Annotated in this window: 17 protein-coding genes; 11 read left to right on the top strand and 6 right to left on the bottom strand. The window is 64.7% G+C overall.

Going from position 1 to position 20,301, the window contains the following annotated elements:
- Positions 1-48 precede the first annotated feature (48 nt).
- Together G7007_RS19775 and G7007_RS19770 are read left to right on the top strand one after the other, a co-directional pair.
- The gene (locus G7007_RS19775) at positions 49-1,368 is read left to right on the top strand and encodes an MFS transporter (protein ID WP_181104496.1); all 1,320 of its coding nucleotides are present in this window, start codon (positions 49-51) and stop codon (positions 1,366-1,368) included.
- Positions 1,369-1,494: 126 nt separating this feature from the next.
- Positions 1,495-2,100 (top strand): flavin reductase family protein, encoded by a 606-nt coding sequence (locus G7007_RS19770; protein WP_181104494.1) that lies wholly within the window; start codon positions 1,495-1,497, stop codon positions 2,098-2,100.
- A 33-nt stretch (positions 2,101-2,133) separates the two neighbouring features.
- Here the strand turns inward: G7007_RS19770 and G7007_RS19765 are convergent, their stop codons facing one another.
- Both G7007_RS19765 and G7007_RS19760 read right to left on the bottom strand, forming a co-directional pair.
- Complete coding sequence (locus tag G7007_RS19765) at positions 2,134-2,376, bottom strand: hypothetical protein (RefSeq protein WP_181104493.1); 243 nt, start codon at positions 2,374-2,376, stop codon at positions 2,134-2,136.
- Positions 2,377-2,430: 54 nt separating this feature from the next.
- On the bottom strand, positions 2,431-3,300 hold the full coding sequence (locus G7007_RS19760; protein ID WP_181104491.1) for an isocitrate lyase/PEP mutase family protein: 870 nt from the start codon (positions 3,298-3,300) through the stop codon (positions 2,431-2,433).
- 369 nt (positions 3,301-3,669) lie between these two features.
- Here G7007_RS19760 and G7007_RS19755 point away from each other — a divergent pair, with 369 nt between their 5' ends.
- Positions 3,670-5,124 (top strand): MDR family MFS transporter, encoded by a 1,455-nt coding sequence (locus tag G7007_RS19755; protein WP_258198624.1) that lies wholly within the window; start codon positions 3,670-3,672, stop codon positions 5,122-5,124.
- Between the two features lie 39 nt (positions 5,125-5,163).
- On the opposite strand, the gene G7007_RS19750 is transcribed toward G7007_RS19755, so the two are convergent.
- A complete protein-coding gene (locus tag G7007_RS19750) occupies positions 5,164-5,796 on the bottom strand; it encodes a TetR family transcriptional regulator (protein WP_181104490.1) in 633 nt (210 codons plus the stop codon).
- A gap of 288 nt (positions 5,797-6,084) precedes the next feature.
- On the opposite strand from G7007_RS19750, the gene G7007_RS19745 reads away from it, so the two are divergent.
- From G7007_RS19745 to adeC, 3 genes are read left to right on the top strand one after another with little or no spacing between them, the layout of a single operon-like run.
- Complete coding sequence (locus G7007_RS19745) at positions 6,085-7,242, top strand: efflux RND transporter periplasmic adaptor subunit (protein WP_181104489.1); 1,158 nt, start codon at positions 6,085-6,087, stop codon at positions 7,240-7,242.
- A gap of 3 nt (positions 7,243-7,245) precedes the next feature.
- A complete protein-coding gene (gene ttgB, locus G7007_RS19740; RefSeq protein WP_181104488.1) occupies positions 7,246-10,398 on the top strand; it encodes a multidrug efflux RND transporter permease subunit TtgB in 3,153 nt (1,050 codons plus the stop codon).
- Complete coding sequence (gene adeC / locus G7007_RS19735; RefSeq protein ID WP_181104487.1) at positions 10,395-11,822, top strand: AdeC/AdeK/OprM family multidrug efflux complex outer membrane factor; 1,428 nt, start codon at positions 10,395-10,397, stop codon at positions 11,820-11,822. Before ttgB ends, adeC begins: the two co-directional genes overlap by 4 nt.
- 80 nt (positions 11,823-11,902) lie before the next feature.
- Here adeC and G7007_RS19730 read toward each other — a convergent pair whose 3' ends face one another.
- Both G7007_RS19730 and G7007_RS19725 read right to left on the bottom strand, forming a co-directional pair.
- Positions 11,903-12,640, bottom strand: a complete 738-nt coding sequence (locus G7007_RS19730) for an amidotransferase (protein WP_181104486.1) — start codon at positions 12,638-12,640, stop codon at positions 11,903-11,905.
- Between the two features lie 738 nt (positions 12,641-13,378).
- Positions 13,379-13,978, bottom strand: coding sequence for an FMN-dependent NADH-azoreductase (locus G7007_RS19725; RefSeq protein ID WP_181104485.1), 600 nt, complete (start codon positions 13,976-13,978; stop codon positions 13,379-13,381).
- Between the two features lie 131 nt (positions 13,979-14,109).
- Here G7007_RS19725 and G7007_RS19720 point away from each other — a divergent pair, with 131 nt between their 5' ends.
- From G7007_RS19720 to G7007_RS19705, 4 genes are all read left to right on the top strand, one after another.
- Positions 14,110-15,033 (top strand): LysR family transcriptional regulator, encoded by a 924-nt coding sequence (locus G7007_RS19720; protein WP_181104484.1) that lies wholly within the window; start codon positions 14,110-14,112, stop codon positions 15,031-15,033.
- 228 nt (positions 15,034-15,261) lie between these two features.
- Positions 15,262-15,819 carry a peptidylprolyl isomerase gene (locus G7007_RS19715; protein ID WP_181104483.1) on the top strand — a complete coding sequence of 186 codons (558 nt, stop codon included), beginning with the start codon at positions 15,262-15,264 and terminating at the stop codon, positions 15,817-15,819.
- A gap of 54 nt (positions 15,820-15,873) precedes the next feature.
- Positions 15,874-17,712: an ABC transporter ATP-binding protein gene (locus tag G7007_RS19710; RefSeq protein ID WP_181104481.1), complete on the top strand. Its 1,839-nt coding sequence runs from the start codon at positions 15,874-15,876 to the stop codon at positions 17,710-17,712.
- 130 nt (positions 17,713-17,842) lie between these two features.
- Positions 17,843-18,223, top strand: a complete 381-nt coding sequence (locus G7007_RS19705) for a hypothetical protein (protein WP_060392954.1) — start codon at positions 17,843-17,845, stop codon at positions 18,221-18,223.
- Here G7007_RS19705 and G7007_RS19700 read toward each other — a convergent pair whose 3' ends face one another.
- Positions 18,224-19,060 (bottom strand): CvfB family protein, encoded by an 837-nt coding sequence (locus G7007_RS19700; protein ID WP_181104480.1) that lies wholly within the window; start codon positions 19,058-19,060, stop codon positions 18,224-18,226.
- Between the two features lie 126 nt (positions 19,061-19,186).
- Here G7007_RS19700 and G7007_RS19695 point away from each other — a divergent pair, with 126 nt between their 5' ends.
- On the top strand, positions 19,187-20,059 hold the full coding sequence (locus tag G7007_RS19695) for a DUF6279 family lipoprotein (RefSeq protein ID WP_181104478.1): 873 nt from the start codon (positions 19,187-19,189) through the stop codon (positions 20,057-20,059).
- Positions 20,060-20,301 lie beyond the last annotated feature (242 nt).

The following is a 20,301-nucleotide window of genomic DNA, read 5'->3' as shown; positions in this document are numbered from 1 at the left end:
CACCGCATGGCGGCGCACCCCACAAAAACAAAGAGAAGGTCATCCCTGATGGATAACACCACTTCCCTGCCGCGCAGCGAAGGCATCTCGCCTGCTGCGCCCAAGACCACCGCCTCACGGCTCAAGTCGATCTTCAGCGGCTCGATCGGCAACATGGTCGAATGGTACGACTGGTACGTCTACGCCGCGTTTTCGCTGTACTTCGCCAAGGCCTTCTTCCCGGCCGGCGACACGACCGCGCAACTGCTCAATACCGCCGCGATCTTCGCCGTGGGCTTTTTGATGCGTCCGATCGGTGGCTGGCTGATGGGCCTGTACGCCGACCGCAAGGGGCGCAAGGCTGCGCTGATGGCGTCGGTGCTGCTGATGTGCGCCGGCTCCCTGGTGATCGCCCTGACCCCGGGTTACGAAACCATCGGCGTGGCCGCGCCGATCCTGCTGGTCGTGGCGCGTCTGCTGCAGGGGCTGTCGGTCGGTGGCGAATACGGCACCTCGGCGACCTACCTGAGCGAAATGGCCACCAAGGAGCGTCGCGGCTTCTTCTCCAGCTTCCAGTACGTGACCCTGATCTCCGGGCAACTCATCGCCCTGGCGGTGCTGATCGTCCTGCAACAGACCCTGACTACCGAACAGCTCTACGCCTGGGGCTGGCGCGTGCCGTTCGTGATCGGTGCGCTGTGCGCAGTGGTCGCGCTGTACCTGCGCCGCGGCATGGAAGAGACCACGTCCTTCACCAAGAAGAAGGCGTCCGACGAAAGCCTGATGCGCACGCTGCTGCGTCATCCCAAGGAACTGCTGACCGTGGTCGGCCTGACCATGGGCGGGACCTTGGCGTTCTACACCTACACCACCTACATGCAGAAGTACCTGGTGAACACGGTGGGCATGAGCATCAGCGACTCGACCACCATCTCGGCGGCCACGCTGTTCCTGTTCATGTGCCTGCAACCGCTGATCGGCGGACTGTCGGACCGCATCGGACGGCGCCCGATCCTGATCGCCTTCGGCGTTCTGGGCACGCTGTTCACCGTACCGATCCTCAGCACCCTGCACACCATCCAGACCTGGTGGGGCGCGTTCTTCCTGATCATGGCGGCGCTGATCATCGTCAGCGGCTACACCTCGATCAACGCGGTGGTCAAGGCCGAACTGTTCCCAACCGAGATCCGCGCACTGGGTGTGGGCCTGCCCTATGCGCTGACCGTGTCGATCTTCGGCGGTACCGCCGAGTACGTGGCGCTGTGGTTCAAGAGCATCGGCATGGAAAGCGGCTTCTACTGGTACGTGACCGGCTGCATCGCCTGTTCCCTGCTGGTCTACGCCACCATGAAGGACACCCGCACGCATTCGCGCATCAACACCGACTGACCTTGCGCCGCGTGTGAAGCACGAAGGGGGCGCCACGCGGTGCCCCCTTTGCATTTGCAGATCGACGAAGGCTTGGCACACTAGGCGCCCGTCCACCGAGAGGAAGGGCCACCTGGCCCAGCGCCTATGTACTTCTACGAAACCGCCCAGGGCCACGGCCTGCCCCACGACCCTTTCAACGCCATCGTCGGCCCACGCCCGATCGGCTGGATTTCCTCCCACGACCGTGAAGGCCGCCTGAACCTGGCGCCGTACAGTTTCTTCAACGCCTTCAATTACGTGCCGCCGATCATTGGCTTTTGCAGTGTCGGGCGCAAGGACAGCCTCAACAACATCGAGCAGACCGGCGAGTTCGTCTGGAACCTGGCGACGCGGCCCTTGGCCGAGGCCATGAACCAGAGCTGCGCGGCAGTCGCGGCAGAGGTCGACGAGTTCGAGTTGAGTGGGTTGACGGCAATCCCGTCACGGCTGGTAGGCGTACCGCGAGTGGGCGAAAGCCCGGTGGCCTTCGAGTGCAAGGTGAGTCAGATCGTCCAGCTCACGCGTGCCGACCAGGTGCCGGTGCCCAGCTGGCTGATCCTGGGCGAGGTGGTGGCGGTGCACATCGCCGAACACCTGCTCAAGGACGGGATCTACGACACGGCGGCAGCGCAGCCGATTTTGCGCGGCGGCGGCCCGGCGGACTACTTCGAGCTGGGCGAGCTGTTCAAGATGCGCCGGCCCGAGGTGTAGGACGGCGGGCCAGGAGGGCGTGAGGAGACACGACTACGCGCCCTGCTCCCATACCAGCCCGCCTTCCTCATCCACCCCCGTCAACCGCTCCAGCACCTGGGCGGCGGCTTCGTCCGCCGCATCGGCCCGTGGAAAGACCTGCGCGTCCAGGACCTTGTGGAAACGAGGGGCACCCGGACCGTGGGCGGCCTTCACGGCGATAGCGGCGTGATAACCGCCTTCGGTCGGCACCATGGCCGACACGGCTTCAAAGCCGGGGAACACTTTGCGGGCCATGAGAGCCTCCTGATCAAGACGAACGAACCATACTGGAAACGTCGCGACGCGTGGTCACTCCTCGACGCTCATGTACTCCTTGGCCCAACGGATGTAGTCCTCGGGCTGGGTGTAGGTGTGCGACAGCTCGGTGGCGCTGAGGCTTTCGGTCTGGGTCTGACGGCCACGTTGCTGACGCAGGCAGTCGTAGGTCGCCTTGATCGCGGCGAAGTACGCCGCGTGCCCGTCGACCACGATGCGCACGCCGAGGCTGGCCAGGCGTTCGTCGTCGATGAGCTTGGGGTTGCCATAGGTGACCAGCATCAGCGGCACGCTCAGGTGCTCGGCAATGACTTCGAGCTGGTCGAAGTCCTTCACGCCGACCATGCAGATACCGTCGGCACCGGCTTCCTGATAGGCGCGTGTACGGGCGATGACCTGCTCGAGAGGCAGCACCCCGGCATTGGTCCGGGCAATGATCGACAAGGCCGGGTCGACGCGCGCTTCGAGCGCTGCGCGGATCTTGCCAACGCCCTCTTCGACCGAGATCAGGTCGGTCGACTTGCGGCCGAACTGGGCCGGCAGCAGGGTATCTTCCAGGGTCAGGGCGGCGACGCCTGCGCGCTCTAGCTCGACCACCGTACGCATGACGTTGAGGGCGTTGCCGTAGCCGTGGTCGGCATCGGCCAGCACTGGCAATTGAGCGACCCGGCCAATGCGTGTGGCCTGCTCGACGAACTCGCTCAAGGTGATCAATGCGAAGTCCGGCGCGGCCAGCACTTGCAGAGACGCCACCGAACCGCCCAGGATGCCGACCTCGAAGCCCAGGTCGGCGGCGATACGTGCCGACATCGGATCGAAGACTGAGGCGGTGTGGTAGCACGTGCCCGAGGCGAGCAAGGCGCGGAAGTCGGTACGCAAATCGTGATGTGAGGCCTTGGGCATGGTCACTCCGCAATAACAGTGAAGGGGAACGGGCTGACGACCGACCTCGGCGTGAGGTCCACCTGGCTTTTTCTCGCCGACGCCATCAGGCAGCCATGCCGAACAGGGTGGCAGAGGAATAGACGGTTTGGGTTACAGCAGCGAAAGATCAGGCGACCTGATGACGCACCAACGTGGTGCAAAGCCCCGTGATTCGGCCTGTGTAGCGTGCTCACCTTACCACGCCAGGTGGCATACCAAAATGAAAGCACCTATGCAGATCCGGCATAGGGGATGCCGGAATTACATAGTTAGCTATCAAATCAGGTACGCTATCCTGGCCGTCCAGGCTTGACCTGCGATGCCTTGTTCTTCACCCAGGCCCGACTCATGACTGCCTCATTCACACCAGACATCCCTCGTGGAACACTGATCGCCTTGATGCTGGCGACCTTGCTGGGTGCCCTCGACCAGACCATCGTCGCGGTGTCGTTGCCCGCCATTTCCGCCCAATTCGGCGATGTCGGACTGCTGGCCTGGGTGGTTTCCGGCTACATGGTCGCCATGACCATCGCCGTCCCTCTCTACGGCAAGCTGGGCGACCTGTATGGGCGCAGGCGGATGATCCTGACCGGCACGGCCGTCTTCACCCTGGCGTCAGTGGCCTGCGCCCTGGCCCAGGACATGCCGCAACTGATCGCCGCGCGGGTCCTGCAAGGGCTGGGTGCGGGCGGGATGATCTCGGTCAGTCAGGCGATCGTCGGCGACCTCGTGCCGCCGCGTGAACGGGGCCGCTACCAGGGCTATTTCAGTGGCATGTATGCCGTGGCCAGCGTGGCAGGCCCGGTCCTGGGGGGTGGCCTGACCGAGTACCTGTCATGGCACTGGGTATTCTGGGTCAACCTGCCTCTGGGTGTGTGCGCCTGGTGGGCGCTGCAACGTGCGCTGGGCACGTCGGGCCGAACGCGCCCCGATGCACGGGTGGATTATGCGGGCGCCGTCCTGCTGACGCTGGGCCTGGGCAGCCTGCTGCTGAGCATCACCTGGGTCGGCCAGGGCCATCCCTGGACCAGCTCGGCCGTAGTCGGCCTGGCCACTGCCGCGCTGGTCGGCCTGCTCGCGTTCGTCGCCCACGAGCGTCGTACCGCGCAGCCGCTGATGCCGCTGCACCTGTTCGGCAACCCGGTGGCGGTGCTGTGCTGGACCACGCTGTTCTTCGCCAGCTTCCAGTCGATCTCCCTGACCATGCTCGAACCGCTGCGGATACAGAGCGTCACCGGCGCGGGCGCCGACAGCGCCGCGTTGCACCTGCTGCCGCTGGCGATGGGCCTGCCCATCGGGGCGTTCAGTGGTGGGCGTCTGACGTCCAGGACCGGCCGTTACAAGCCACAGATCCTGACCGGCGCGCTATTGATGCCAGTGGCGATCCTGGGCCTGGCCTTCACCCCCGTTCAGGCCGGTCTGCCCAGTGCACTGTGCCTGCTGCTGATCGGCATCGCCTGCGGCCTGCAGTTTCCCACCTCACTGGTCGGCGCCCAGAGCACGGTGGCACAGCAGGACATGGGCGTGGTCACCAGCACCACCAACCTGTTCCGGTCCCTGGGCGGCGCCGTGGGGATGGCCTGCATGTCCAGCGCGCTGCTGGCGCTGATGCTGCAGGCCGGCCTGGGGCGGGTCGAAGGCGGCAATCTGCTGCTGGGCAGCCTGCAGGCGCAGGGTCACGAAGCGACCATCGGGCTGTCGAGGGTGTTCCGCCACCTGCTGATCGGCAGCGCCGTCGTCTCGCTGCTGGGGACGCTCGCGGCACTGGCGCTACCGGATCGACCGCTGCGCGGGCGTGGTTAGCCGCAGGGGAAACACTTCTTCACACACCTTCACAAAAGGTCATTTGCGCAGGGCCGGGCTCCAGCGCAACATGTCCAACCCCGTGTCGGCCCATTTTTCGGCATCGCCCAGCAGGTCGAAGCTGCCCGGCAGCAGCAGCCAGCGCTTGACCAGCCCGTCGATGTAAGCGAACAGCGCGAGCGCGGCGCGGTCAGTGTCCAGGGCATCCGGCAATTGGCCACGGCGTACGGCATTGGTGACGGCTAACGAGATACTCTCATGGCATTCGACGATCGAACTCTGCCGCTGCTGACGAATCTCGCACATGTCGTCGGTGAATTCGCACTTGTAATGCAGGATCTCGTGGATTCGCCGCGTGCGCGAATCCTGCACCAGCTCCCGGAACAGGCGTACCAGCAGTTGCCGCGTGCAGCCGAGGGGGTCGAGTTCGTCTTCGCTTTCGCTGGCGCGGGCCAGCGGGTCGAGTGTCTCGCGCAGGCTTTCGAGCAGCGCTTCGATCAGTTCGGCCTTGTTGTCGAAATGCCAATAGATGGCACCTCGGGTCACGCCCGCCAGCTCGGCGATCTCCGCCAGCGTGGTGCGGGCGACGCCGCGGTTGTAGAAAGCCTTTTCCGCGGCTTCGAGGATCTGGTTTCGAGTTTCCTGGGCTTCCTCTTTGGTACGACGAACCATGGCAGTACAACCTCATCAGCGCCCCTACGCTGGGCAAGCGCGGGGCGATCGTGCCGGGCTCGTCCCGAAAGGCGGCATCCGGTCTCGTTTATCACGGCTGAGGCGGGCAAATGGCCGCACCAGCGCTGTTTACAAACAACCATGAATGTAAGTATATTCATTAGCAAGCTATTTATCCACTCGGTGATACCGCTGCTGACCCAGCGGTACTTGCCGGGTCGCCCGATTGCCAACAGCACACTTCATCACTTCTGAGCGTCCCCCTGCTCTTGCGACCCGAGGACTGTCATGCAACTCAAGCCAGCCGTTTCCGCTCTGGTTTCCGCCGTCGCCCTGGCCACCCTGCTGGGTGGTTGTCAGAAAAAAGAAGAGGCCGCGCCCCCCGCGCAGGCCCCTCAAGTCGGCGTCGTCACCCTGAAAGCGCAACCCTTCACCCTGACATCCGAGCTGCCGGGCCGTACCAGTGCCTACCGGGTCGCCGAAGTCCGTCCTCAGGTCAACGGCATCATTCTCAAGCGCCTGTTCAAGGAAGGCAGCGACGTCAAGGCCGGGCAGCAGCTCTATCAGATCGACCCCGCGGTCTATGAAGCTACCCTTGCCAATGCCCAGGCCGATGTTCAGGCCACCCGCTCACTGGCCGGTCGCTACAAGCAGCTGATCGACGAGCAGGCCGTGAGCCGGCAGGAATACGACGATGCGCGCGCCAAGCAGCTGCAGGCCGAGGCCACGCTCAAGAATGCCCAGATCAACCTGCGCTACACCAAGGTGCTGGCGCCGATCAGCGGTCGCATCGGGCGCTCGGCCTACACCGAAGGCGCGCTGGTGAGCAACGCGCAGACCAACGCCATGGCCACCATCCAGCAGCTCGACCCGATCTATGTCGACGTCACCCAGTCCTCGGCCGAGCTGCTCAAGCTGCGCCGCGACCTGGAGAACGGTCAGTTGCAACGCGCTGGCGACAACGCCGCCAAGGTCCAGCTGGTCCTGGAAGACGGTACCGTCTACGCACAGGAAGGCCGTCTGGAGTTCTCCGAGGTGTCGGTCGACGAGACCACCGGTTCGGTGACCCTGCGCGCGCTGTTCCCCAACCCGGACCACACTCTGTTGCCGGGCATGTTCGTCCATGCGCGCCTGAGCGCGGGCGTCAACCAGAACGCCATCCTGGCGCCGCAGCAAGGCGTGACCCGCGACATCAAGGGCCAGGCGACCGCGATGGTGGTCAACCAGGACAACAAGGTCGAGCAGCGCTCGCTCAAGGCCAGCCGCACGCTGGGCAACGACTGGCTGATCGAGGATGGTCTCAAGCCGGGCGATCGCCTGATCACCGAGGGCTTGCAGTACGTGCGTCCTGGGGCCGAGGTCAAGGTCAGCGAAGCCAGCAACGTCAAGCAACCGGGCGAGCAAGGCCAGGCCGGCGCCGCCGACGCGGGCGGCAAAGGGGAGTAAGTCATGTCCAAGTTCTTCATTGATCGCCCGATCTTCGCCTGGGTGATCGCACTGGTGATCATGCTGGTCGGCGCCCTGTCGATCCTCAAGCTGCCGATCAGCCAGTACCCCAGCATCGCGCCACCGGCCATCGCCATTTCCGTGACCTACCCGGGCGCCTCGGCGCAGACCGTGCAGGACACCGTGGTGCAGGTCATCGAGCAGCAGCTCAACGGCATCGACAACCTGCGGTACGTGCAATCGGAGAGCAACTCCGACGGCAGCATGACCATCACCGCCACGTTCGAGCAGGGTACCGACCCGGACATCGCCCAGGTCCAGGTGCAGAACAAGCTAAACCTGGCGACCCCACTGCTGCCGCAAGAAGTGCAGCAACAGGGGATCCGCGTGACCAAGGCGGTCAAGAACTTCCTGATGGTGATCGGCCTGGTGTCCGAGGACGGCAGCCTGACCAAGGAAGACTTGGCCAACTACATCGTCTCGAACATGCAGGACCCGATCTCGCGGACCTCCGGGGTCGGTGACTTCCAGGTCTTCGGTGCCCAGTACGCCATGCGCATCTGGCTCGACCCGGCCAAGCTGAACAAGTACCAGCTGACCCCGGTCGACGTGCGCACGGCGATCACCGCACAGAACGTCCAGGTCTCCTCCGGTCAGTTGGGCGGCCTGCCGGCCGTGCCGGGCACCCAGCTCAACGCCACCATCATCGGCAAGACCCGTCTGCAGACCGCCGAGCAGTTCAGGAACATCCTGCTCAAGGTCAATCGCGACGGTGCCCAGGTCCGTCTGGGTGATGTCGCCGAGGTGGGCCTGGGCGGCGAGAACTACGCGGTCAGTGCACAGTTCAACGGCAAGCCGGCCTCGGGCCTGGCGGTCAAGCTGGCCACCGGCGCCAACGCCCTGGAAACCGCCAAGGCGCTGCGCCAGACCATCGCCGACCTGGAGCCGTTCTTCCCGGCGGGCGTCAAGGCCGTGTTCCCGTACGACACCACGCCCGTGGTTACCGAATCGATCAGCGGCGTGATCCACACGCTGATCGAGGCCGTGGTGCTGGTGTTCCTGGTGATGTACCTGTTCCTGCAGAACTTCCGTGCCACCATCATCACCACCATGACCGTGCCGGTGGTCCTGCTGGGCACCTTCGGCATTCTGGCGGCGGCCGGTTTCAACATCAACACCCTGACCATGTTCGCCATGATCCTGGCCATCGGCCTGTTGGTGGACGATGCCATCGTGGTGGTGGAGAACGTCGAGCGGGTGATGTCCGAGGAAGGCCTGCCGCCCAAGGAGGCGACCAAGCGCTCCATGGGGCAGATCCAGGGCGCCCTGGTCGGTATCGCACTGGTACTGTCGGCGGTCCTGTTGCCGATGGCCTTCTTCGGCGGTTCCACCGGGGTGATCTACCGCCAGTTCTCGATCACCATCGTCTCGGCGATGGGTCTGTCGGTGCTGGTGGCGCTGGTCTTCACCCCGGCCTTGTGCGCCACCCTGCTCAAGCCGCTGAAAAAGGGCCAGCACCACGAAGCCAAGGGCGGCTTCTTTGGCTGGTTCAACCGCCAGTTCGACCGCAGCGTCAACGGCTACGAACGCAGCGTCGGCGGTATCCTGCGGCACAAGGCGCCGTTCCTGCTGGCCTATGCGTTGATCGTGGTGGGCATGATCTGGCTGTTCACCCGCATCCCCACCGCCTTCCTGCCGGAAGAAGACCAAGGCGTCCTGTTCGCCCAGGTGCAGACCCCGGCCGGCTCGAGCGCCGAGCGCACCCAGTCGGTGGTCGACCAGATGCGTGAATACCTGCTGCGCGACGAATCCGATACCGTGTCGTCGGTGTTCACCGTGACCGGCTTCAACTTCGCCGGCCGTGGCCAGAGTTCGGGCATGGCGTTCATCATGCTCAAGCCATGGGAAGAGCGTTCGGCCGAGAACAGCGTGTTCGGCCTGGCCGAGCGGGCCCAGCAGCACTTCTTCAGCTTCCGCGACGCGATGGTGTTCGCCTTCGCCCCACCTGCGGTGCTGGAGCTGGGTAACGCCACCGGCTTCGACGTGTTCCTGCAGGACCGCGCCGGGCTGGGCCACGAGAAACTCATGGAAGCGCGCGGCCAATTCCTGGCCAAGGCGTCCCAGAGCAAGATCCTCGCGGGCGTACGCCCCAACGGCCTGAACGACGAGCCGCAGTACCAGTTGATCGTCGATGACGAGCGGGCCAGTGCTTTGGGCGTGACCATCGCCGACATCAACAACACCCTGTCGATCGCGCTGGGCGGCAGCTACGTCAACGATTTCATCGACCGCGGTCGGGTGAAGAAGGTCTACATCCAGGGGCAGGCCAATGCGCGCATGAGCCCGGAAGACCTGCAGAAGTGGTACGTGCGCAACGGCGCAGGCGAGATGGTGCCGTTCTCCTCGTTCGCCCGTGGCGAGTGGACCTACGGTTCGCCCAAGCTGTCCCGTTACAACGGCGTCGAAGCGGTCGAGATCCTGGGTGCCCCGGCCCCAGGCTACAGCACCGGTGACGCCATGGCCGAGGTCGAGCGCATCGCCGGCGAACTGCCGGACGGCATCGGCTTCGCCTGGACGGGCATGTCCTACGAGGAAAAGCTGTCCGGCTCGCAGATGCCGGCGCTGTTCGCCCTGTCGCTGCTGTTCGTGTTCCTCTGCCTGGCCGCGTTGTACGAAAGCTGGTCGATCCCGATCGCCGTGGTCCTGGTCGTGCCGCTGGGCATCATCGGGGCACTGATCGCCACCAGCCTGCGTGGCCTGTCCAACGACGTGTACTTCCTGGTCGGCCTGCTGACCACCATCGGCCTGGCGGCGAAGAACGCGATCCTGATCGTCGAGTTCGCCAAGGAACTGCACGAGCAAGGCAAGAGCCTGTACGACGCGACCATCGAGGCCTGCCGCATGCGACTGCGCCCGATCATCATGACGTCTCTGGCGTTCATCCTCGGCGTGGTACCGTTGACCATCGCCAGCGGCGCCGGCTCCGGCAGCCAGCACGCGATCGGTACGGGCGTGATCGGCGGCATGATCAGTGCAACCGTCCTGGCGATCTTCTGGGTCCCGCTGTTCTTCGTCGCCGTGTCGTCGCTGTTCGGCAGCAAGACGCCCAAACACCCCGACACCCCTGAAACTTCACGTAATGAGGCTGGGCAATGACCAAGTCTTTGTTGTCCCTGGCGGTCACCGCCCTGATCCTCGGCGGCTGCTCGCTGATTCCCGACTACCAGACGCCGGAGGCGCCGGTGCCGGCGCAATGGCCGCAGGGTCCGCAGTACTCCCCGGCCGAGTCGGCCGAGGTGGCGGCCGCCGAGCAAGGCTGGCGCCAGGTGTTCCGCGACCCCGCGCTGCAACAGCTGATCCAGACCGCCCTGGTGAACAACCGCGACCTGCGGGTCGCGGCCTTGAACACCGAGGCCTACCGCGCGCAGTACCGCATCCAGCGTGCCGACCTGCTGCCGACCGTCTCGGCCAATGCCACCGGCTCGCGCCAGCGTGTCTCAGGCGATCTGTCGCAGACCGGCCGTTCAGGCATTACCAGTCAGTATTCGGCCACCTTGGGCATCAGCGCCTACGAGCTGGACTTGTTCGGTCGGGTACGCAGCCTGTCCGAGCAGGCGCTGCAGACCTACCTGTCCAGCGAAGAGGCACGGCGCTCGACGCAGATCAGCCTGGTCGCCAGCGTGGCCAACGCCTACTACACCTGGCAGGCCGACCGTGAGCTGCTCAAGCTGACCCAGGACACCCTCAAGGCGTTCGAGCAGAGCTATTCGCTGACTCGTCGCAGCACCGAGGTGGGCGTCTCGTCGGCGCTGGACCTGAGCCAGGCTCGGACCTCGGTGGAGACCGCCAAGGTCAAGCTGGCCCAGTACCAGCGCCTGGTCGCCCAGGACATCAATAGCCTGACCGTCCTGCTCGGCACCGGGTTGCCGGATGACCTGCCCGAGCCGCCGAAGCTGGACGACACCAAGCTGGCCGACGTCCCGGCCGGCCTGCCGTCGGACGTGCTGCAACGGCGCCCGGACATCCAGGAAGCGGAGTACCTGCTCAAGGCCGCCAACGCCAACATCGGCGCAGCTCGTGCAGCGTTCTTCCCGAGCATCAGCCTGACCGCCAACGCCGGTACCTTGAGTGCCGACGCCGATGGGCTGTTCAAGGGCGGCTCGGGGACCTGGCTGTTCCAGCCGCAGATCAACCTGCCGATCTTCACCGCCGGTAGCCTCAAGGCCAGCCTGGACTACGCCAAGATCCAGAAGGACATCAACGTGGCCCGCTACGAGAAGACCATCCAGACCGCGTTCCAGGAAGTGTCCGATGGCCTGGCGGCGCGCAAGACCTTCCAGGATCAGGTCCAGGCGCAGCGTGACCTGGTCGCTGCGAACCAGGACTACTACCGCCTGGCCGAGCGGCGCTACCGGATCGGGATCGACAGCAACCTGACCTTCCTCGACGCCCAGCGCAACCTGTTCAGCGCCGAGCAGTCGCTGATCACCGACCGCCTGACCCAGCTGACCAGTGAGGTCAACCTGTACAAGGCCTTGGGTGGCGGCTGGTACGAGCGTACCGGCCAGGCCCAGCTGTAAGACCAGACGGCCCCGGCGCCAGCATCCCGGATGAAGGTTTCATCGGGGTGCTGGCGCCGGGGCCGCTGTGTGTCTGCTGCCTAGCGCGTTGCCTGGCACGCCTCGGCAGACGGCTGGCCGATGAAGCGCAACATCCACAACCCCACCAGATCGCCCTGATGAGCCTCGGCCAGGCTGGCCATGGCTTTTTCGTAGACCGCTTCGTCGAAATGCTGCTGGCGCGCTTCGAGCAAGGCTTTCGAGTAGTCGTGCACGAACTCGGGATGCCCCTGGAAACACAGCACCTGATCACCGATGTGGTAGGCCGCATACGGGCAGAAGTCACTGGAGGCGATGACCTGCGCGCCTTCGGGCAGACGGGTGACCTGATCCTGGTGACTGATGAGCAGGGTCAGTTCCGACACTGCTTCATCCATCCCCGGTGCGTGCGCCTCCAGCGTGTAGCGGTGTACCCCGACGCCCCACCCTTGCGGCGCGCGTTCGGCCTGCCCGCCCAGGACCAGCGCCAGCAACTGATGGCCGAAGCACACCCCCAGCAGTTTTTCGCCCCGCACGTACAGTGTCAGCAGGTAGGCCTTGAGCGTCTGGATCCAGGGGTCGTCGCCGAACGAGTCGGCCTTGCTGCCGGTCACCAGGTAGGCGTCGAACGCCGCATCATCGTCCGGGTAGTGCCCGTTCATCACGTTGTACACCTGAAACTCGGCGGCGATCGGCTGGCGCGCGAACAGCTGTTCGAACATCTTTCCGTAGCCTTCGTACTGCGCAATCAACTCAGGCCGCAGGACATCGGTTTCCAGGATGCAGAGGCGTAGCGACATAGGGTTAATCCTGAACGACATGGGGTGGATGGGCCCGTAGAGCGTGCCGCGAAAGCCGCGTACAAGCAAGGGGGAGCCAGCTGACCAGTGGCGTTCGTCGGGTCGCTCGCATGTTCGGGGATCACCCGTGTCTAGTGCAGGTATGCCAGCGCGTTCAGCGAACATGCCCTGCTGTTCGCGTATAAGTTGCCATAAGGTTAGAACAAAGCGTTCTCAAGCGATCATCGCGCTGACCCAACAGTGGGTTATATACCCTGTAAGAAAGACAGGCCGTGGAAACAGCCGGGGTGCTGTCACGTCCCACTGTACGAGAAGGAAAGCCACGATCTACCAGGAATAACAAAAAGAAGGCAGTCCGCCATGTTCAGAGATTCGAAAGTCCGCCAAGCAGGCCTCATCCTGTTCGCCACGACCCTGTTGTTGATCTTGCCGAATTTGACACGTTTGTTTGGGTGACGAAGACATGGGTTGGAGGGCGACGTATTAGCTGTCTGCAAACCACCAGGCGCGGATCTTGCCGCTCGCTCAGCGATTCGCTGTGGCTCGAGTACACGCATGAAAAGCTCGACACCGCGTGGGCTTCATCGCTGGCAAGCCAGCTCCCACACGCACAAGCGCAGCCTGCCAAGAGGCGTGCGCCTGAGCGACTTCCTGTGGGAGCTGGCTTGCCAGCGATGAAGCCAACACGGTATCGAACCTGTTGGCTTGCCCCTCACACCTCTGCGGCCTTGGTCAGCCTCAAACCAGCGCGGCCATCTGCGCCTTGGCCTGGCTCAGGCCTTTCTCCTGATGGTCGCCACCCATGTTCAGGCCTTCGGCGTGGACGAAAGCGACATCTGTGATGCCGATGAATCCCAGCACCTGGCGCAGGTAGGGTTCCTGATGGTCGCTGGCAGCACCCGCGTGCAGCCCGCCACGCGCCGTCAGCACGATCGCCCGCTTGCCCGTGAGCAAGCCTTCCGGGCCGTTGGCGGTGTACCGGAAGGTCACGCCGGCACGCAGCACATGGTCCAGCCAGGCCTTCAGGGTGCTGGGGATGGCGAAGTTGTACATGGGCGCGGCCATCACCAGCACATCGGCCTGCAGCAGCTCATCGATCAATTCGTTCGACCGCGCCAGCGCCTGATGCTCTTCGGCGCTGTGCTGGTCCTCAGGCTTCATCCAGCCGCCCAGCAGATCCATGGCCATGTGCGGCACTGGCGTGACCGCCAGATCACGCACCGTCGGTACATCCTGAGGGTGCGCAGCCTGCCAGTGGGCGATGAAATCGCGGGTGAGCTGGCGAGACACCGAGTCCTGCTGGCGGGCGCTGCTTTCGATGATCAAGGCATGGGACATGGAAGACTCCGAAAATGAGGGTTACCGATTCGATGGGCGCAGATTAGCGATTGACCTATCGATAAAAAAGCGCAAAAGTTCGGGTCAATCTATCGATAAACCCGTTCTTTCAACGCCTTCAGGAGCTCTGCATGAAAGCGCCTCGCGTCACCCTGGATCAGTGGCGAACCCTACAGGCCGTGGTCGATCACGGCGGATTCGCCCAGGCTGCCGAGGCCTTGCACCGCTCCCAGTCCTCGGTCAGCTACACGGTGGCGCGCATGCAGGCTCAACTCGGGGTCCCCTTGCTGCGCATCGACGGGCGCAAGGCCGTGCTCACCGAGGCCGGTGACATGCTGCTGCGGCGCTCGCGGCAACTGGTCAAACAGGCCAGTCAGCTCGAGGACCTGGCCCATCACATGGAACAAGGCTGGGAAGCCGAAGTGCGCCTGGTGGTCGACGCCGCCTACCCCAGCGCACGGCTGGTACGGGCCCTGGCGGCCTTCGTGCCGCAGAGCCGGGGCTGCCGGGTCCGCCTGCGCGAAGAGGTGCTGTCCGGTGTCGAAGAGGTGCTCAAGGACGGCATCGCCGACCTGGCCATCAGCAGCCTCAACCTGCAGGGCTACCTGGGCACTGAACTGAGCGCCGTCGAGTTCGTGGCGGTCGCGCACCCACAGCATGCCTTGCACCGGCAAGCCCGCCAGCTCACCTTCCAGGACCTGGAAAGCCAGCTGCAGGTGGTGATTCGAGACTCCGGGCGCGCGCAACCCCGTGACGTCGGCTGGCTCGGCGCCGAGCATCGCTGGACGGTGGGCAGCCTCGGTACGGCGGCGACCTTCGTCGGCAGTGGCTTGGGGTTCGCCTGGCTGCCTCGACACATGATCGAACGCGAACTGCGCGACGGCCTGCTCAAGCCGCTACCGCTGGATCAGGGCGGCAGCCGCCATCCGCTGTTCTACCTGTATGCCAGCAAGGACAAGGCCCTGGGCCCGGCCACGCAGATTCTCATCGACCTGCTGCACCGGTTCGACACCGCACCGCTGGACGAGCCTTTCGTGGCGCCCACGCAGGCGTGACAGACCTGCCATTCGGAACGCCTTCCCGCTGACAGGGTCCGACAGTGAGGACACGCCGAGTCAGTTACATCGCGTCACAGCTTGACGCCCTGGCAGCCTGACCCCGCGCCACGGGTGACTGGCGGCAGCCGGCGTTTCGCGGCACCCTACCCGCGTCACCGTCGTGCTTGTCCCGGTCCGTCCGGCAAGCGCAGTCTTCGTATCCACCTCTCAAGGACCCTTGAGCCCATGTTGAAACCCCTTTTCCTGGCCGCCTGCTCACTCGCCTTCGCCACCCAGGTCCTGGCCTCCGACGCACAGCCGCACGTCCAGCTGACCACCAGCCTGGGCACCATCGAAATCGAACTGGACGCCGTCAAGGCCCCGGTCAGCACCAAGAACTTCCTGGCCTACGTCGACAGCGGTTTCTACGACCAGACGATCTTCCACCGCGTGATCCCGGGCTTCATGGTCCAGGGCGGCGGCTTCACCACCCAGATGGAGCAGAAGCCGACTCGCGACCCGATCCGCAACGAGGCCAGCAACGGGCTGCACAACACCCGTGGCACCCTGGCCATGGCGCGTACTGCCAACCCGAACTCGGCCACCAGCCAGTTCTTCATCAACGTCGCTGACAATGCCTTCCTCGACCCGGGTCGGGATGCGGGTTACGCCGTATTCGGCAAGGTGACCAAGGGCATGGAGGTGGTCGACCAGATCGTCCACGCCCCCACAGGCCTGCAGAAAGGCATGCGTGACGTACCCAAGGATCCCATCCTGATCACGTCGGCCAAGCGCCTCGACTGAACCGGGATGTCACACGGACGTGAACGACCTCGGTCGCGCTGAACAGGAGCCCAGATGTCCAAGCTGTATCGCCGTTTCGAGCAATTGATCGATATCTTCCGCGAGGCGCCCACCGAGGCGCCGCCCGGCAAGGTATTGCCGTTCTACTTCTATTACCTGCGCCAGGTCTGGCCCAGCTTCGTCGCCCTGCTGGTGGTCGGGCTGGTGGCCTCGTTGATCGAGGTGGCGATGTTCAGCTTCCTCAGCCGCATCATCGACCTGGCCCAGGGCACCCCTGACCCCAATTTCTTCAGCGCCCATGCCGGCGAGCTGACCTGGATGCTGGTGGTGGTGCTGCTGTTGCGGCCGATCTTCTTCGGCCTGCACGACCTGCTGGTGCACCAGACCATCAACCCGGGCATGACCAGCCTGATCCGCTGGCAGAACCACACCTATGTGCTCAAGCAAAGCTTGAACTTCTTCCAGAACGACTTCGCCGGCCGCATCGCCCAGCGCATCATGCAGACCGGCAACTCGCTGCGTGATTCGGCGGTGCAGGCGGTGGACGCGCTGTGGCACGTGCTGGTCTATGCGATGAGCGCGCTGGTGCTGTTCGCTGAGGCCGACTGGCGCCTGATGCTGCCGCTGCTGGCCTGGATCGTCTTGTACATCGCTGCGTTGATGCACTTCGTGCCACGGGTCAAGGCGCGTTCGGTGGACTCCTCCGATGCCCGCTCGCGGTTGATGGGGCGCATCGTCGATGGCTACACCAACATCACCACCCTCAAGCTGTTCGCACACACCGACCACGAGCGCCAGTACGCGCGCGAGGCGATCCGCGAGCAGACCGAAAAGACCCAGCTGGCCTCGCGGGTGATCACCAGCATGGACGTGGTCATCACCACGCTCAACGGCCTGCTGGTGGTGCTCACCACCGGCCTGGCGCTGTGGCTGTGGAGCCGCTCGCTGATCAGCGTCGGCGCCATCGCCCTGGCGACCGGCCTGGTGATCCGCATCGTCAACATGTCCGGCTGGATCATGTGGGTGGTCAACGGCATCTTCGAGAACATCGGCATGGTCCAGGACGGCCTGCGCACCATCGCCCAGCCGGTGACGGTGACAGACCGGCCCGATGCGCCACCGCTGCAGGTGCGTCACGGCGGGTTGCGTTTCGAGCACGTGGCCTTCCACTACGGCCAAGGCAACAAGGTGATCGACGGGCTGGACCTGCAGATCCGGCCAGGGGAAAAGATCGGCCTGATCGGCCCGTCGGGCGCCGGCAAGTCGACCCTGGTCAACCTGCTGCTGCGCCTGTACGACCTGGACGGCGGGCGCATCCTGATCGACGACCAGGACATCGCCCACGTCAGCCAGGCCAGCCTGCGCGCGCAGATCGGCATGATCACCCAGGACACCTCGCTGCTGCACCGCTCGATCCGCGAGAACCTGCGCTATGGCCGCCCCGAGGCGAGCGAAGAGGAGGTATGGGAGGCGGTACGTGGCGCACGGGCCGACGCGTTCATCCCACTGCTGTCCGATGCCGAGGGACGCATGGGCTTCGACGCACATGTCGGCGAGCGTGGCGTGAAGCTGTCCGGCGGGCAGCGTCAGCGCATCGCGATTGCCCGCGTGCTGCTGAAGAATGCCCCGATCCTGATCATGGACGAAGCCACCTCGGCGCTGGATTCGGAAGTCGAGGCCGCGATTCAGGAAAGCCTCGAAACGCTGATGCAGGGCAAGACGGTGATCGCCATCGCCCACCGCCTGTCGACCATCGCGCGGATGGACCGCCTGGTGGTACTGGAACAGGGCCGGATCGTGGAAATCGGCAGCCATGCCGAGCTGTTGGCCAAGGGCGGGCTGTATGCGCGCCTGTGGCAGCATCAGACCGGTGGCTTCGTCGGGGTCGATTGAGCAGGCCAGGGTTGTCTGGCGAGGTGGCTGGCCGCACAATGCGCGCCTGGCACCCCGCCGGGGCCGGCGCCCGCGTCACGTGGCCGCCCTACCCGCTCCGCCCCCTTCCGCTTCGCCGCAGGAACCCCGCATGAAACTGGACAAACCTTCTGCCATCGCCCGTCGCAACGAAACGCTGACGCGCCCGGTGCTCACCCGCGACAACACGCTGTTCGCGATCCTCGACCCCAAGCGCCAGCTGTGGTGGTTCGAAGTCCCTGTCGCCCTGCTGCGCAAGGGGCAGCCGGACTGGGTCAACCTGCTGTTGCACACGCCGGACACCGATACGTTGCAACACCTGAAAGTCCCGGTGAATTTCCTCCGTGCGCATCAGGAACAGATGGAAGTGCGCAACGCCGGCAAGCGCCGTTCGACCATCAGCCTGGCGCTGAGCGCCGACCGCGACTCCCTGCTGCGCGACACCCGTCCCGGTGGCGAGCAGCTGGACTTCGCGCCGTTCGTGCAGGCCTGATCAGGCCCGCTCGATGCGGTCGTCATGGATGACGATGTGCCCCTGCTTGAACAAGCCGCCGATGGCTTTCTTGAAGTTGCCCTTGCTGACACCGAACAGACGGCTGATCACCTCGGGGGCGCTCTTGTCGGACACCTCGAGCGTGCCCCCGGCCTCGTCCAGACGCGTCAGGATCTGCTGCTGCAAGTCGTCGGACAGCGCCTGACCGACCGGCTGCAGGCTCAGCGACACCTTGCCGTCGCTGCGCACCTCCTTGATGAAACCGCTTTCCTGCATGCCCGAGCGCAGGAACTTGAACACCTCGTTCTTGTGGATCAGGCCCCAGTGGCGGTCTTCGATGATCGCCTTGAAGCCCATCGGGGTCTCGCCGGCGATCAGCAGCCGCACGGCCTGACCGGACGTGTAGTTGGCCGGTGTGCGGTCCAGGTAGCGGTCCAGCCGCGCCGTGGCGGTGATGCGCCGGGTACGCTTGTCGAGGTAGACATGCACCACGCAGTAGTCGCCGATCTTCAGCGGGCGCTGCTCTTCGGAGTACGGCATCAACAGGTCCTTGGACAGGCCCCAGTCGAGGAAGATGCCGGCGTTGTTGATGTCCTTGACCTTGAGGCTGGCGAAGCCGCCGACCTGCAGCCTGGGCTTTTCGGTCGTGGCGATCAGCTGATCCTCGCTGTCGAGGTAGATGAACACGTTCAGCCAGTCGTCGACCTCGGTCGGGGTGTCCTTCGGGATGTAGCGGCGCGGCAAGAGGATCTCGCCGTCGGCGCCACCGTCCAGGTACAGGCCGAAGTCCGTGTGTTTCACGATTTGCAAACTGTTGAAGCGCCCGAGCAGAGCCATAACCGATAAATCCTCCAGACAAGGCCGCCATTCTACACCCGAACCGGGGACACTGCCCGAACCGTGGTGGAACCGTCCCGACCAGCGCCCGTCTACACCTGAGCATGCCTTGGCCGGGAGTTGCCCATGCTCACTCATCTCTTGCTCCGCCTGCGCGCGCTGCTGCTGACCGTCCTCGTGCTGTCGAGCCTGGCAGCCTGCAGCCGCATCGACCTGGCCTACCGCAACCTCGACGTCCTGGTGCCCTGGTCGCTGAACGACTACCTGGACATGAACCGCGAGCAGAAGACCTGGCTCGACCAGCGCCTGCACCAGCACCTGGCGTGGCACTGCCAGACCCAGTTGCCGGGCTACCTGCACTGGCTCGACCGCGTGCGCACGATGGTGGCCCAGGACGCCGTCACCGACGCGGCCTTGCGCCAGCGCACCGAGGAAGCGCGCGAGGCCATCGGGCGGGTCGCCGAAGCGATCACCCCGTCAGCCACCGAGTTGCTGGCCGGCTTGAGCGACGCACAGGTGAGTGAGCTGCGCGAGGCCTTCGCCAAGGACATTCGTGAGCGGCGGGCCGAGTATGTCGACACCCCGCTGGCACGACAGGTTGAAGAACGCGCCGAGCGCATGGAGAGACGCCTCAAGCCCTGGCTAGGTTCGCTCAGCCCGGCCCAGCGCCAGCGCGTGGGGCAGTGGTCGCAGGCACTGGGGGATCAGAACCGTGCCTGGATCACCAACCGCGCCGAATGGCAGCAACAGCTGCTGTCAGCCGTCGAGCAGCGTCAGGCACCCGGCTTCGCATCACGGATGGCGCAACTGCTGCAACACAAGGACAGCCTCTGGACGCCTGCATACCGTCAGGCGTTCGAGCAGACCGAAACCCAGGCGCGTAGCCTGGTGGTCGACTTGCTCAAGGACAGCTCACCCGAGCAGCGCCAGCGGTTGCAGGACCGACTGGGCAAGGTGCGGCAGGATTTCAGTGCGTTGAAGTGCCTCAAGGAAGCGTGACGCACACCTTGAACGATGGCGCTCATCGGGATGATCCATGGCCGGGCCAGAATGTGGGGAAGTGGGCTTGCTCGTGATACAGGCGGTGACGGACCGGACGCCATCGCGGGCAAGCCCGCTTGTATGGTAGGACTTGAAGGGAGGAGGAGGGACTAGATCCGCTTCTGACTGTTCGCGCAGTACAGACCGTGGGAGATTTCGCCCCTCCTCCCTTCACCCAAGCGCCGATAAGGAATGCTTCC

The sequence above is a fragment of the Pseudomonas entomophila genome (assembly GCF_013523125.1).
GTDB lineage: Bacteria > Pseudomonadota > Gammaproteobacteria > Pseudomonadales > Pseudomonadaceae > Aquipseudomonas > Aquipseudomonas entomophila_B.
The sequence above is the reverse complement of the archived record's forward strand: the minus strand, read 5'-3'. Positions and strand labels throughout refer to the sequence as shown.